The following is a 13,864-nucleotide window of genomic DNA, read 5'->3' as shown; positions in this document are numbered from 1 at the left end:
CCGCCCGGCAGCCACCGGGCACCCGCCGGCGACCGGCCGGACGGGCACCGGGTGGTCGCCGAGCAGCCGCCGCGCGGCACGTCGGCGGGTCGGGTACGACACCCGGATCCGACCCGCCGACGGGTACACCAGGGCCACGGCGCTGCTATCCGCGCTCCGCCCGCACGCCGGCGCGGTGCTCGGCGATGGCCTGCCAGACCTTGTCGCGCAGGAACGGCGCCTCGGTGAAACGGATGCCGGTGGCGTCGCGCAGCGCGTTGGCGAAGGCCGGGGCCACCGGGTTGAACGGGCTCTCGCTCATCGACTTCGCGCCCAGCGGGCCGATGGCGTCGGAGGTCTCCATGAAGTGGACCTCGGTGCGCGGCACGTCGGCGAAGGCCGGCAGCCGGTAGCGGCGGAACGCGGCGGTGGTGACCTGGCCCGCCTCGTCCACCAGGACCTGTTCGAAGAGGGTCGCCCCGAGGGCCTGGGCGACGCCGCCCTCGACCTGCCCGCGGCACTGCAGGGGGTTCATCACCTTGCCCGCGTCGGCGCCGTGGACGCTGCGCAGGATCCGGATCTCGCCGGTGCCCGGGTCGACGGCCAGCCGGAACCACTGCGAGTTGAAGGCCACCGAGCGCGGCGAGCCGCCCCAGTGGCCGATGCCCGCCAGCTCGACGCCGCGGCTCTGCGCGGCCTCGAAGAGCTCCTTGAGCGCCACCGTCCGGCCGTCGCAGTCCACCGCGTCCGCGGTCAGCCGCAGCAGGCTGCGCGGCGTCCTGGTGTACTCGGCGGCGAACGTGAGCAGCTGCTCGGCCAGGGCGTTGGCCGCCTTCATGACGGCCTTGCCGGCCACCACCGTGCCCGCGGAGCCGAAGGCGCCGGTGTCGTGCCCGACCACGTCGGTGTCGGACTGCCGGATGGCGATCCGGTCGACCGTGGTACCGAGCGCCCCCGCGGTGATCTGCTTGTGCACGGTGGTGGTGCCGTTGCCGAACTCGGCCGTGCCGACCGCGATGTCGTAGCCGCCGTCCTCCAGCAGCTTCACGGTGGCGTCGGCGAAGTGGCCGCCGGGCGGGCCGGTGGCGATCATCGACATGGCGAAGCCCTGGCCGACCAGCCAGCCCTCGGGTGCGAGTTCGGCGCTGCGGTCCTCGGCGAGGGCCCGGCGGACCACCTGGAGGCACTGGTCGAGGCCGTAGCTGGCGATGTGCAGGTCCTCCTCCTCGCCGCCGGGGCTCAGCATGTGCTCGCCGGGGCCGATGGTGTTCCGCTCCCGGAACACCAGCGGATCGACGCCCAGCCGCCGGGCCAGCTCGTCCATCGCGGACTCCACCGCGAAGGTCACCTGCCCCAGCCCGTAGCCGCGGAACGCCCCGGCCGGCACGCAGTTGGTGTAGACGGAGTACGCGTCGACCTTCTTGTTCGGCACCCGGTAGACGCCCATCGACTCGCCGACGCTGTGGAACATCACCGCCGGGCCGTGGTTGCCGTACGCGCCGGTGTTGGAGACCACCCGGAACCGGAGGGCGGTCAGGACGCCGTCCCGCCGGGCGCCGACCTTCACGGTGATCGTGAACGGGTGCCGGGTGGTGGCACCGTAGAACTGCTCGGCCCTGGTGAACTCCAGCTTCACCGGGCGGTGCAGGCGCAGCGCGGCCAGCACCACGATGTCCTCGGTGAGCATCTCCTGCTTGCCGCCGAACCCGCCGCCGACCCGGCCGGCCACCACCCGGACCTTCTCCGGCGGCAGGTCGTACAGCGCGCACAGCGCCCGCCGGGTGAGGAAGGGCACCTGGGTGGACGAGCGGACCGCGATCCGCTCCTCGCCGGTCTCCTCGTTCTCCTCGAACCAGGCGACGCAGCCGTGCGTCTCCAGGCTGGCGTGCTGCACCCGCTGGGTCCGGAAGGTCTCCTCGTACACCAGGTCGGCCTCGGCGAAGCCCTGCTCGACGCTGCCGAGCTCGCCGTGCACCTCGCCGCAGACGTTGTTCTCCGGCCGGGCGATCCGCGACTCCGGGCCCTTGGGGTGGAGCACCGGCGCGCCCGGGGCCATCGCCGCCTCGGGGTCGAGGACGAAGGGCAGCACCTCGTACTCCACGTCGATCTGCCGGCAGGCCTCCTCGGCCGCGCCCTCGCTGTCGGCGACCACGGCGGCCACCCGCTGCCCGGCGAACCGGACCACGTCGTCCAGCACCCGGGTGTCGTCCGGGTCCTCGGTGGGGTGCTCGTGCCGGGCGGAGGAGTACAGCCGGTCCGGCGCGTCGTGGTGGGTCAGTACGAGGTGCACGCCGGGTACCCGGGCGGCGCGCGAGGTGTCGATGGAGCGGATCCGGGCGTGCGGGTGCGGGGAGCGCAGCAGTTTCATGTGCAGCAGCCCCTCGACCTCGACGTCGAAGGTGTAGCGGGCGGTGCCGGTGACCACCTGCGGTCCGGCCGGCGCGCCGAGGCTGCGGCCGACGGCCTGCCCGGCGCACGGCCGTTCGGTGTGCTTGACGCCGCGGACTGCGTCCTCGATCGCCCGGTAGCCGGTGCAGCGGCACAGGTTGCCCTTCAGGGCCCGGGGCAGGTCGGTGAGCTGCTCCTGGTCGAGGGCCGAGGTGGTCATCAGGAACCCCGCCGTGCAGAACCCGCACTGGAAGCCCTGGGCGTCCAGGAACCGCTGCTGCATCGGGTGCAGTTCGCCGTCCTTGGCCAGGCCCTCGACGGTGGTCACCGAGCGGCCCTCGGCGCGCCGCGCGGGGTAGATGCAGCTGTGCACGGGTCGGCCGTCGACCTGGACGGTGCAGGCGCCGCAGTCGCCGGCGTCGCAGCCCTTCTTGACGCCGAACCAGCCGCGGTCGCGCAGATAGGTGCGCAGGCACTGGCCCGGGCGGGGTTCGGCGTCGAAGTCCTGGTTGTTGACGCGGATCTCGAAGCTCATCGTCCGCCCTCCTCGGTCAGTTCGCGGCGGATCTCCTCGGCGAAGCGGAAGGTCATGTGCCTCCGCCAGGCCGGGAGTCCGTGGATGTCGTCGTAGTACTCCGCCGGGTCGATCGCGTACTCGATCGCCTCGCGCAGGGCCTCCGCGTTGGGCGGCAGCGCGAACCGCAGCCGGATCGGCCGCACGGTGGAGGCCGTGACGGTGATGGTGAGCATCCCGTCGACCGGGTCGAGCGTCCCGATCAGCAGGGCGCCGGAGCGGCCCAGGCCGTAGAGCGAGGCCTGTCGGAAGGCCGTGCGGGTGGCGAGCGCGCGGGCGGGCAGGGTGATCGAGCGGAGCAGTTCGCCGGGTTCGAGCACCTTGACGCCGGCGCCGACGACGAAGTCCGCGACCGGGACCTCGCGGGCGGCGCCGCTCTGGGACAGCAGGCGGCAGACACCGTCGAGGGCCGCGGTGAGTGAGATCATCGGCCCGGCGGGCAGCCCGTTGCAGAGGTTGCCGCCGACGGTGGCCATGTTCCAGATCTTCCAGGAGGCGAGGAACGCCCGGCAGCACTGCTCGAACAGCGGCGCCGCCGTCCACCCGGCCGGCCGGGGGAAGCGGGACAGCTCGGCGATCGTGCAGGTCGCGGCGATCTCCAGGCCGCCGTCCGGGGTCACCGTCAGCGGCTCCCAGCCCATCCGGCCGAGGTCGACCAGCCGCCGGATGTGCGGCTGGGGCTCGGAGAACAGGTAGGTGCCGCCGCCCAGCCAGGCGTCACCGGGCCGCCAGGTGTCGCGACGGCGTGCGTCGCACATCTCCGCCACCGTGTTCAGATCCACGCCGCTCCACCGTCCCCGACCGTTCGACTACGGCGATTGAAGCAACGCCCGGCAGCCGAAACGAGTGGTTCCGCACACCAGCGGCCCGGCTGCTCACTGGATGATCAACCAACGGGCGATCGGGCGAGTGAGCTCGCATCTGCCAGGAGATAACCCTTAGTAGCCTCGCATATGCGGGGTGTCGAGAGGTTGCGGCTCAGTAGACGTCGCGGACGTAGCGCTTGTCCGTCGCGAGCCGCCCGACGTAGGCGGCGGCCTCGTCCTCGTCCAGACCACCGTGCGCGCAGACGATGTCGCGCAGCGCCCGGTCGACGTCCTTGGCCATCCGGCCCGCGTCCCCGCAGACGTACACGTGGGCGCCGTTCTGCAGCCAGTCCCACAGCCGGGGGCCGTGTTCGCGCATCCGGTCCTGCACGTAGACCTTGGCCCGCTGGTCGCGCGAGAAGGCGAGGTCGAGCCGGTCCAGGTGGCCCGCGGCCTGGAACGCCGCGAGCTCCTCGCGGTAGTAGAAGTCGGTCGCCTCGCGCTGCTCGCCGAAGAACAGCCAGTTCGGGCCCCGGTGGCCGCGGGCCTGCCGCTCCTCCAGGAAGCCGATGAACGGCGCCACCCCGGTACCCGGGCCCACCATGATCATCGGTGCGGCGGGGTCGGTGGGCGGGCGGAAGTGCGCCGAGCGCTGGACGAACACCGGGACGGGGCCGTCGTCGGCGGCGTCGGCGAGGTAGCTGGAGCACACGCCCTTGCGGCTCCTGCCCAGGTCGTTGCTGTAGCGGACGACGGACACCGTCAGGCGCACCTCGTCGGGGTGGACCAGCGGGCTGGACGATATCGAGTACAGCCGGGGCTGCAGGCGCTTCAGGACGCCGGTCCACTCCTGGGCGGTCGCCCGCACGGGGTGCCCGCCGACGATGTCGACCGCCTGGCGGCCCCAACTCCACTTCGCCAGCTCGCCCTTGTTGTCCGCCCGGAGCAGCCGTCTGAGGCCGCCGTCCCCGGTGCGCTCGGCCACGAAGCGCAGCAGGTCGGGGGTGATCCGGGCGATCTCCAGTCTGGTCCGCAGCGCCTCGCCCAGCGGGATGTCCGCCGCGTCGGCCAGCTGCACGGGCTCCCGGGGGTCGAGGCCGGTGACGGCGAGCCACTCCGCGACGAGCTCCGCGTCGTTGGCGGGCCAGACGCCGAGCGCGTCACCGGCCTCGTAGCCGAGGTCGCCGTGGTCGCCGCCGCGGGTGTCGAAGGCGTACTGCCGGACTTCCTTGGCGGAGCCCGGCAGGCTGAGCAGCCGGTTGCCGACCAGCAGCGTGGCGAACGGGGAGGTCCTCGAGTAGGTGGAGCCGTCCGCCGGGGCCGTCCGGGTGCCGGCGGATCCTCGCGGTGCGGGCGCCGTCCTGCGCTCCGCGTGCTCGGGCTGCTGCGGCTTGGGCTGCGGCTGCCCGGCCAGGCCCTTGAGGACCTCGTCGAGCCACCTCCCGGCGGCCTCGGCGAAGTCCGGTTCGCAGTCGGTGCGGGGGGCGAGCCGGGTGCCGCCCAGCTCGCCGAGGCGCTGGTCCAGGCGGCGGCCGTGGCCGCAGAAGTCGTCGAAGCCGGAGTCGCCGAGGGCCAGCACGGAGTAGCGCAGGCCGCCGGCCGGGGCGTGCCCCTCGGCGCACAGGGCCGCCCAGAAGGCGGCGCCGTTGTCCGGCGCCTCGCCGTCGCCGAAGGTGCTGGTGACGAACAGCACCGGGACGCCCGCGGCCAGGGCGGCCGGGCCGGCCTCGTCCATGCCCAGGAGCCTCGGCTGCCAGCCGGCCTCGGTCAGCCGGCCGACGGCGGCGGTGGCGGCCTCCTCCGCGGTGCCGGTCTGCGAGGCCCACAGGACGAGCACCTCCCGGCCCGGCCCCTCCGCCGTGCCCGGCGAGGGCTGCTCGGCACGGCGGCGCTCCGCGGCCTCGGAGCCGATGCGGGAGTACCGGCCGGCCAGCACCCCGTTGACCCACCGGGCCCGGTCCGGGTCGATGGGCGCGTGGGCCGGCAGCACCGGCACGGTGGCCGGCTGCGGCGGGGAGGCGTCCAGCCCGGCCAGGAACCCGGCCAGGAACTGCCGCTCCCCGGTGGCGAAGGCAGGCGGGGCGATGTCTCCGAGACCGAACAGGCCGCCCAGGGCGACGAGTTCCGCGCCCTGCCGCGGGATGGCCGCCAGCTGCGACAGCTGCGCCGACCCGGCGGGCGCAGCGGCCCCGGGCACAGCGGACCCGGGCGCAGCGGACCCGGCCGTGGCCGCCCCGGGCGCGGCGACGCCCTCCGCGCGCTCCGGAGCCGGCACCGCGCGCAGCGAGACCGCGCAGACCTTGAACCCCGGCTGGAGGGAGATCGGGTCCACGGCGTCGTTGGTGACGGCGTTGATGCTGAGGTACTCGCCGAAGAGGTCGTTCCAGTGGAACGGCGCGAAGCAGTTCCCCGGCCGCACCCGGTCGGTGACGACCGCCGGGAGCACCGCCCGGCCCCGCCGGGAGGCGATCTCCAGGTGGTCCCCCGCGCTGATGCCCTGCGCCTCGGCGTCCTGCGGGTGGATCTCGACGAAGGGCCCGGGGTTGAGCCTGGTGAGCTTGGCGACCTTCCCGGTCTTGGTGAGGGTGTGCCACTGGTGCTGCAGGCGGCCGGTGTTGAGCACGAACGGGAACTCGTCGTCGGGCAGTTCGGCGGCGGGCAGGTGCGGGCGGGGGAAGAACGAGGCGCGGCCGCTCGCGGTGGGGAAGGCCAGCCGGGGGCGGGTGCCGTCGGGCCGCTCCAGCAGGGTCTGGCTGACGCCGTCGTTGAGGTAGCGGATCGGGTTGCGGTCGGGCCCGTCCGCGGAGGCGCTGGGCCACTGCACCGGGGTCTGCCGCAGCCGCTCGTAGGTCACGCCCCGCAGGTCGTAGCCGGTCCTCGGGTTCCACGCCCGCTTGATCTCCTCGAACACCTCCTCGGCGTCGCGGTGGTCGAAGCCCTCGGTGAAGCCCATCGCGCGGGCGACCCGCGCGATGATCTGCCAGTCCGGAAGGGCCTGGCCGGCCGGGTCCGCGGCCGGTTGGGCGAGGGTGAGGTTGCGCTCGGAGTTGATCATCACGCCCTCGGCCTCGGCCCACATCGCGGCGGGCAGCACCACGTCGGCGTACGCGTTGGTCTCGGTGGCGGCGAAGACGTCCTGGGTGATGACCAGTTCGGCGGCCTCCAGGCCGGCGATGACGGTCTTGCGGTTGGCGACCGTCGCGACCGGGTTGGTGCAGATGACCCAGCAGGCCTTGATCGCGCCCTCCGCCATCCGCGCGAACATGTCGATGGTGCCCGTGCCGCCCTCCGGGCGCAGCGTGCCCGGGGCGAGGCCCCACAGCTCCTCGGTGAACGCCCGGTCGGCCGGATCGAGCGCCGAGCGCTGGCCGGGCAGACCCGGTCCCATGTACCCCATCTCGCGCCCGCCCATGGCGTTCGGCTGGCCGGTGAGGGAGAGCGGGCCGCTGCCGGGGCGGCAGATGGCGCCCGTCGCCAGGTGCAGGTTGACCAGCGCGTTGGTGTTCCAGGTGCCGTGGACGGACTGGTTGAGGCCCATGGTCCAGCAGCTCATCCACTCCCCGGCCTCCCCGATGAGCCGGGCCGCCTGCCGGAGGTCGGCCTCCGGGATGCCGGTGATCTCGGCGACCCGCGCGGGCGGGTAGTCGGCGAGCAGGTCGGGCATCGCCTCCCAGCCCTCGGTGAACTCGCGGATGAAGTCCGGGTCGGTGTGCCCGTTCTCCACCAGCAGGTGCAGCAGGCCGTTCAGCAGGGCCAGGTCCGTTCCCGGTCTGACCTGGAGGAAGAGGTCGGCCTTGTCGGCGGTCGCGGTGCGGCGCGGGTCGACGACGATGAGCTTGGCGCCGGCCTTGACCCGGTCCATCAGGCGCAGGAAGAGGATCGGGTGACAGTCCGCCATGTTGGCGCCGATGACCAGGAAGACGTCCGCGTGCTCGAAGTCCTGGTACGAGCCGGGCGGGCCGTCGGCGCCCAGCGAGAGCTTGTAGCCCGTCCCGGCGCCGGCCATGCACAGCCGGGAGTTGGACTCGATCCAGGCGGTGCCGACGTAGCCCTTGGCGAGCTTGTTGACCAGGTACTGCGCCTCCAGGCTCAGCTGGCCCGAGACGTAGAAGGCCAGTGCGTCCGGGCCGTGCTCGTCCAGGATGCCCCGCAGCCGCCGCGCGGTCGAGGCGATGGCCTCGTCCACGTCCGTCGCGACCGGCTCCGCGCCGCGCTCCGCCCGGACCAGGGCGGTGTCCAGCCGGCCGGCGGCGGCGAGCATGTCGGCGGTGGTGGCGCCCTTGGTGCAGAGCCGGCCCTGGTTGGCCGGGTGCGTCCGGTCCCCGGACGACTTGGCCACGGCGCGCCGCCCGGTGGCACCGTCCGTCGTGACGTCGAGGAGCATCCCGCAGCCGACACCGCAGTACGAGCAGACCGTCTTCACGGTACTGGTGGCTTTCGGGCCCGACGCCGTCACAGGGGCTCCCGCTCGGTAGAAGTCCTCGTCGCCGCCCGCGGGCCCTGCAGGGTTACCGGGGTGGCCGTGGGGGGGACCCCACCTTCGGAAGCCTAGGAAGCCCGGGTTACCGCCGCGTCACGCGGGCCGATCATCAGTGGTTAACACTGCCGCACGCCGCCCGCCGTCGACTGTGAGCATCCGGGCCGTTCACCGCCGCTCCACGCCCGCCCGTACCCGGCCCCGCCACCTGGTCCGCGTCCGCACCGCGGCCTGAACCCGCCCGAGCCGAGCCCGAGCCCGAGCCGGTACCCCAGAGCAAGGAGAACAGTGGCATGAGCGCGATCCGTCGGGTGGCCGTGGTCGGCGCCGGGCAGATGGGCCCCGGCATCGCCGAGGCCGGCCACGCGACGGCCGCCGACATCGACGCCGGCATGGTCCACGGCTGCGCCCACCCGATGGGACCGCTGCAACTCGCCGACCTGGTCGGCCTGGACACCGTGCTGGCGATCGCGCAGTCCCTCTACGGGGAGTACCGGGAGCCGCTCTACGCACCGCCGCCGCTGCTGTCCCGGATGGTCGAGGCCGGGCTGCTCGGCCGCAAGACCGGGCGCGGCTTCCACCCGTACCGGGCCGGGCGGCCCGGCTGACGGCCCGGCTGCGGGGCGCTGCGACACGGGATCCGGACAGACGGCACAATCACTGCCATGCAGCACATCCTCGTCATCGGCATCGGGGCCGGCGATCCCGACCACCTGACCCTGCAGGCGGCCAAGGCGCTCGCCCGCACCGACGTCTTCTTCATCCTCGACAAGAACGAGGAGCGCCAGGACATGATCCGGCTCCGCCGACGGATCCTGACCGAGCACGGCCGCCCCGGCCACCGTGTGGTCGGCGTCCCGGACGCCGAGCGGGACCGCACCACCCCCGCGTACACGGCGGCCGTGGACGACTGGCGCCACCGCCGGGCCGACCTGGTCGAGCAGCTGATCGCCGAGCACCTCGGCCCGGACGAGACCGGCGCCTTCCTGGTCTGGGGCGACCCGAGCCTCTACGACAGCGTGATCGCCGTGGTGGACGAGGTGCTGGCTCGCGGCGACACGACCTTCGGGTACGAGGTCGTCCCCGGGATCAGCAGCGTCTCCGCACTCGCCGCCCGTCACCGCACCACCCTGACCCGGGTCGGCCGCCCGCTGCAGATCACCACCGGCCGCCGGCTCGCCGAAGGCCTCCCCGAGGGGGTCGACGACGTGGTGGTGATGCTCGACGGCCAGGCCGCATTCGCCGGGATCGACCCCGACGGCGTGGAGATCCTCTACGGCGCCTACCTCGGCACCCCCGACGAGATCCTCGTCGCCGGGCCGCTCGCCGAGACCGCCCCCCGGATCCGCGAGCTCCGCGACCGGGCCCGCGACCGCAAGGGCTGGATCATGGACACCTACCTGCTCCGCCGCTCCACCTCCTGATCCCGTTCGGTGCGCCGTCCCCCGGCGGGGGGGGCGGCGCACCGGGCGGGATCAGCGGGTGGCGGTGTCCGCGGCCGGGGCGGCCTCCGCGGTGACCCGCGTCCCGGGGTGCCGCAGCGCGCACAGGAAGGCGACCGCGAGGGCCGCCGCCATCCCGTACAGCACGGGCCCGTTCGCCTCCGCGAAGTCCTGCCGGATCGCGTCCACCAGGGCGGATCCGATGCCGGTGGGGGCCTGCCCGCCCGAGCCGTGGCCGGTGATGCTCCGGGTGACGGTGTCGGCGACGCCGGGCGCGGCGTCCTCGGGGACGCCGTTGGCGATCAGGGTGTTCTGCACGTTCCTGGTGGTGTTGTGCAGCAGCACGGTGCCCAGCACGGCAAGGCCCAGGCTCGCGGAGTAGTTGCGCACGGTCTGGGTGATCCCGGTGACCTCACCGTAGGAGGCGTTGATCGCGCGGTTGACGGCGTCCGTCGAGGCGGGCGTCAGCAGCAGCCCGATCCCCGCGCCCGCCATCACGATGTACGGCCACTGGGCGTTGAGCGACAGGTCGGTGATCTTCGAGGCCCAGAGCGCGAAGCCGACCGCGGACAGCGCCGTGCCCAGCACCATCGGCGGCCGGGCGCCGCGGCGGTCCAGCATGCGTCCGCCGATCTGCGAGCCGGGGGCGAATCCCGCGAAGAAGACCAGGAGGTAGAGGCCCGCCTCGTTGGGCGACTGGTCCAACGCCACCTGGGCGTAGACGGAGGCGAAGAAGAACACCGGGACGAAGGCGATCATGGCGAAGAACAGCACGGCGTTGTCCACGGCGAAGGCGCGGTCGGCGAAGACCCGCATCTTGATCAGCGGGTGCTCGGTGCGCAGCTCCACCCGGACGAACACCGCGAGGACCGCCAGCCCGCCGATGATGCACAGCCAGGTCGCCCAGCTGCCCCAGCCCCAGGCCGCCGCCTGCTGGAGGCCGAGCACGCTCAGCCCCATGCCGACGGCCACCAGGACGGCACCCGTCCAGTCGACCGGCTCACGGCGCGGGGTGTTGCGGATGCCGGCCAGCACGGTCAGCACGACCGCGACGACCGCCACCGGCACGTTGACCCAGAAGATCGCCCGCCAGGTCCACGTGGTCAGCCAGCCGCCGAGGATCGGGCCGAGTGCCGTCAGGCCGCCGGCCACCCCGAAGAACAGCGCCAGTGCCCGGCCGCGCCGCTCCACCGGGAACACCTCCACCACCACCGCGAGCGCCGCCGGGAACATCAGCGCCGCGCCGAGGCCCTGCACCGCCCGGAAGCAGATCAGCCAGGTCTCGGCGACGCCGCCGGACGGCACCGCGCCGCACAGGGCGGAGGAGATCACGAAGGTGAGCGTCCCGATCAGCATCATCCGCTTGTGGCCGAGGACGTCGGCCAGCCGCCCGCCGAGGGCGAAGAACGCGGCGAGCGACAGCAGGTAGGCGTTGACCACCCACTGCATGCCGACGGCCGACAGGCCCAGTTCGCGGATGATGTCGGGCGCGGCGATCGAGACGATCGTCTGGTCGATGAAGGTCATCGAGACCGCGAACAGCATGGCCGCCAGGGTCAGCGACTGGCTGGCCGCGACGGGCTCGGCGCCCTCCGGGGTGCGATCGGGCCGCTGGCTTGCCATCCGTTCCGTCCTTCCGTCCTTCGGGCCTCCCGGTACCCGGGGCCTCGCACCTGGTGACCGGGCCGGGTCCGCTCGCGCCGCCCCCGTCGTCCGACCGGGCCCGCCGGGGGTTCCCCGGTCCACCCGTCGACCCTGCCCGGGCCGTGCCACGGCGCGGCGCAACGCCGCGAACCGGTGATGGGATGTCATCCGTCCGGCGGATCGGCCGAACGCTCACGTCGTGGGCGGCGACCCGCCCGGTTCGGGGGCCGGGACGGGGTCCAGCCGCGTGAGGTCGTGGGCCAGGCCTTCGAGCCAGGCCGCCACGTCGTACAGGACCGGCCGGCGCCCGGGCGGCGGCTCCGGCGGGCCGAACCGCGCGACCGCCCCCGGCAGTGGCCCGCGGACATCCGCCAGCTGCGCCGCCACCGCCGCGTACGCCCCGGCGAGCTGCGCGCCGGACCGCAGCAGCCACTCCCGCTCGACCGGGTCCAGCCGGGGCGGCGGCCGGTCCAGCAGCCGGGCGCTGCCGCGTCTGGCATGGTGGCCCGCGATCAGCGCCGCCTGCCAGTCCTCCCCGGGCAGGTCGGTCGCCGGTTGCGGCTCCTCCTGGAACTGCGCGTACGCCGACTCCACGACCGGCAGCGCACGGACCAGCGCCGCGGCCGGGGCCGCCGCCCCGGGTGGGCGCGGTTCGCCGTACGGCCCGGAGGCCGCGGGCCACGCGAGGGCCTCGGTGGTGGCCGACACCGTCCCCGCGACGGCGTCGAGCAGCATCGCCGCGTCCCGTCGCAACACCGTCCGCGCGCCGTGGGGCCAGGCGAACAGGCCGCACGCCAGGCCGATCAGGCTGCCGGTGAGGACGTCGAGCAGACGGATCTCCGCGAGCTGCCAGTCGGCCGGGGCGAGCTGGGCGAAGATCGTGGCCACCACCACCGTGAACAGCGCCTGCGCCCAGCCGACCCCGAGCAGCGGCCCGAGGGAGAAGGTGAGCGCCATCAGCGGCGGCAGCAGCACCGCGTACACCACGCCGTGGTGGCCGACCGCCTCCAGCAGGGCCGCCGCGGCGAAGGCCCCGACCAGAGTCCCGGTGAGCGCGCGGCGGACGGTCTGCCCGGTCTGCACGACCGTGGTCCGGGTCAGGCTGAGCGCGGCCAGCATCGCCCAGAACCCGTGCGGGAGCGAGACCGCGCCCGCGACCGCCCGGGCCACCGCCAGGGCCAGACTGATCCGCAGCGCGTTCTGGAAGTACACCGACCGGGGGCTGACATGGCCGACGATCCGCCGCCAGTACAGCCGGCTTCTGCTCAGCCCCGCGTAGTCGAACGCCGTCCCCCGGACCCACCCGGCCCTGACCGCGTCCCGGCCCCCCACGGCGAGGCGGGCCGCCGTCGACAGCACCACCGCCGCCTCGCCGGCCTCCGCGACCGCCGCGCGGCGGCGCAGCTCGGCGGTCACGGCGGCGGCCCCGGCCTGCCCGGCCAGGTCGGTCGGCGCGCTGCGGAACTCCCGGAGCAGTCCCTCCAGGCGCTGCGGGGCCGGCTCCTCGCCGGTGGCCAGCAGATGTGCCGTCCGCCCGGCGCTGTCGCCGATCTCCGTCAGCATCCGGGCCTCGGCCACCGGTACCGGTCCGTCGCCGGCCGGCCGCCGTGGCGCGGCCGTCAGCCTCGCCAGCAGGGCCCGAGCCGCCCAGCCGGCGTGGGCCTGCGCGCGGTCCCGCAGACCCGGGCCGGCCGGGCGCTCCGCCGCGGGGACCTTGCGGGCGCGCAGCGACTCGCCGGCCTCGGCGGCCGCCCCCTCCAGCGCATCGGGCACCGGCCCCGGGGTGCGGGCCAGCTCGGCCGCCGTGCGGGCTGCGGTGGCGGCGGCGTCCGCGGTGAGCAGCCGGTACGGCCGGGCCCGCGGGTCGGGCAGCAGCAGCGCCTCGGCGGCGATGAGCAGCACGAACCCGACGGCCGTCCCGGCCAGCCGGGCCGACAGGTCGTCCGGCGCGTACGGGGGGAAGCACGGGAGGATGTACATCAGCTGCAGACCGGGCGCGGCGCCACCGAGGCGCGGTCCGGCCACGGCGGCGAAGGCCAGGACGAAGCCGACCACCAGCATGCCCGCGACGGCCGTCCACGTCCGGACGGCGAGGGCCGTGCCGACGGCCACCAGCAGCCAGGCGGCCGGCAGCACCCGGGCCAGCACCGCGGCCCGCTGCCGACCGGTACCGGGGATCCGGGACAGCGCCGCCATCGCGACCGAGGAGAACAGCGCGTAGAGCGCGGCGACCTGCTGGTCGAGGCCGTAGAGGCAGACGAGGAAGCCGGTGGACGCGGCCAGCGTGACCCTCAGGGCCCGCCGTCCGGTGACGGCCGCCGTCCCGGCCCCGCCGCGCAGCCCGCCGGCGGCCAGCCGCAGCGCCTCGACCGGGCCGCGGGGTGGCGGCGCAGGCGGCGGGGCGGGCTCGGGCATCGGCTGTCTGCACCTCGCATCGACCGCGGGCGGCCCCCGTCCCTCCCATCCTGCCCACCTTCCCCGGCCGTCGCGAGGCCACGGCCGGGTGCCGGGGACGTCGTTGTCCCGAATCCGCCCTCGCGTTGGCCTCGCCGTG

6 protein-coding genes and 1 pseudogene are annotated in these 13,864 nt (G+C 74.6%); 2 read left to right on the top strand and 5 right to left on the bottom strand.

Annotation, left to right across the window (positions count from 1 at the left end):
- Positions 1 to 145 precede the first annotated feature (145 nt).
- The 3 genes from ACGFZP_RS16945 to ACGFZP_RS16935 all read right to left on the bottom strand — a co-directional run bounded on the left by ACGFZP_RS16945 (position 146) and on the right by ACGFZP_RS16935 (position 8,131).
- Positions 146 to 2,902, bottom strand: a complete 2,757-nt coding sequence (locus ACGFZP_RS16945) for a molybdopterin-dependent oxidoreductase (RefSeq protein WP_392933145.1) — start codon at positions 2,900 to 2,902, stop codon at positions 146 to 148.
- The gene (locus ACGFZP_RS16940) at positions 2,899 to 3,723 is read right to left on the bottom strand and encodes an FAD binding domain-containing protein (RefSeq protein ID WP_392933143.1); all 825 of its coding nucleotides are present in this window, start codon (positions 3,721 to 3,723) and stop codon (positions 2,899 to 2,901) included. The genes ACGFZP_RS16945 and ACGFZP_RS16940 overlap by 4 nt, the downstream gene beginning before the upstream one ends.
- A gap of 196 nt (positions 3,724 to 3,919) precedes the next feature.
- Entirely contained in the window at positions 3,920 to 8,131 is a 4,212-nt protein-coding gene (locus tag ACGFZP_RS16935) for a molybdopterin-dependent oxidoreductase (protein ID WP_392933500.1), read from the bottom strand.
- 440 nt (positions 8,132 to 8,571) lie between these two features.
- On the opposite strand from ACGFZP_RS16935, the pseudogene ACGFZP_RS16930 reads away from it, so the two are divergent.
- Both ACGFZP_RS16930 and cobF read left to right on the top strand, forming a co-directional pair.
- Positions 8,572 to 8,832 (top strand): annotated as a pseudogene (locus ACGFZP_RS16930) (3-hydroxyacyl-CoA dehydrogenase family protein); the annotation flags it as partial.
- Between the two features lie 57 nt (positions 8,833 to 8,889).
- A complete protein-coding gene (gene cobF, locus ACGFZP_RS16925; RefSeq protein ID WP_392933140.1) occupies positions 8,890 to 9,648 on the top strand; it encodes a precorrin-6A synthase (deacetylating) in 759 nt (252 codons plus the stop codon).
- Between the two features lie 51 nt (positions 9,649 to 9,699).
- On the opposite strand, the gene ACGFZP_RS16920 is transcribed toward cobF, so the two are convergent.
- Complete coding sequence (locus ACGFZP_RS16920; RefSeq protein WP_392933138.1) at positions 9,700 to 11,289, bottom strand: MFS transporter; 1,590 nt, start codon at positions 11,287 to 11,289, stop codon at positions 9,700 to 9,702.
- 213 nt (positions 11,290 to 11,502) lie between these two features.
- Positions 11,503 to 13,725, bottom strand: a complete 2,223-nt coding sequence (locus ACGFZP_RS16915; RefSeq protein WP_392933136.1) for an FUSC family protein — start codon at positions 13,723 to 13,725, stop codon at positions 11,503 to 11,505.
- Positions 13,726 to 13,864: the final 139 nt, after the last annotated feature.

The sequence above is a fragment of the Kitasatospora sp. NPDC048239 genome (genome assembly GCF_043202015.1).
Lineage (GTDB): Bacteria > Actinomycetota > Actinomycetes > Streptomycetales > Streptomycetaceae > Kitasatospora.
Note: the sequence above shows the minus strand (reverse complement) of the source record. Positions and strands in the feature narration are given on the sequence as shown.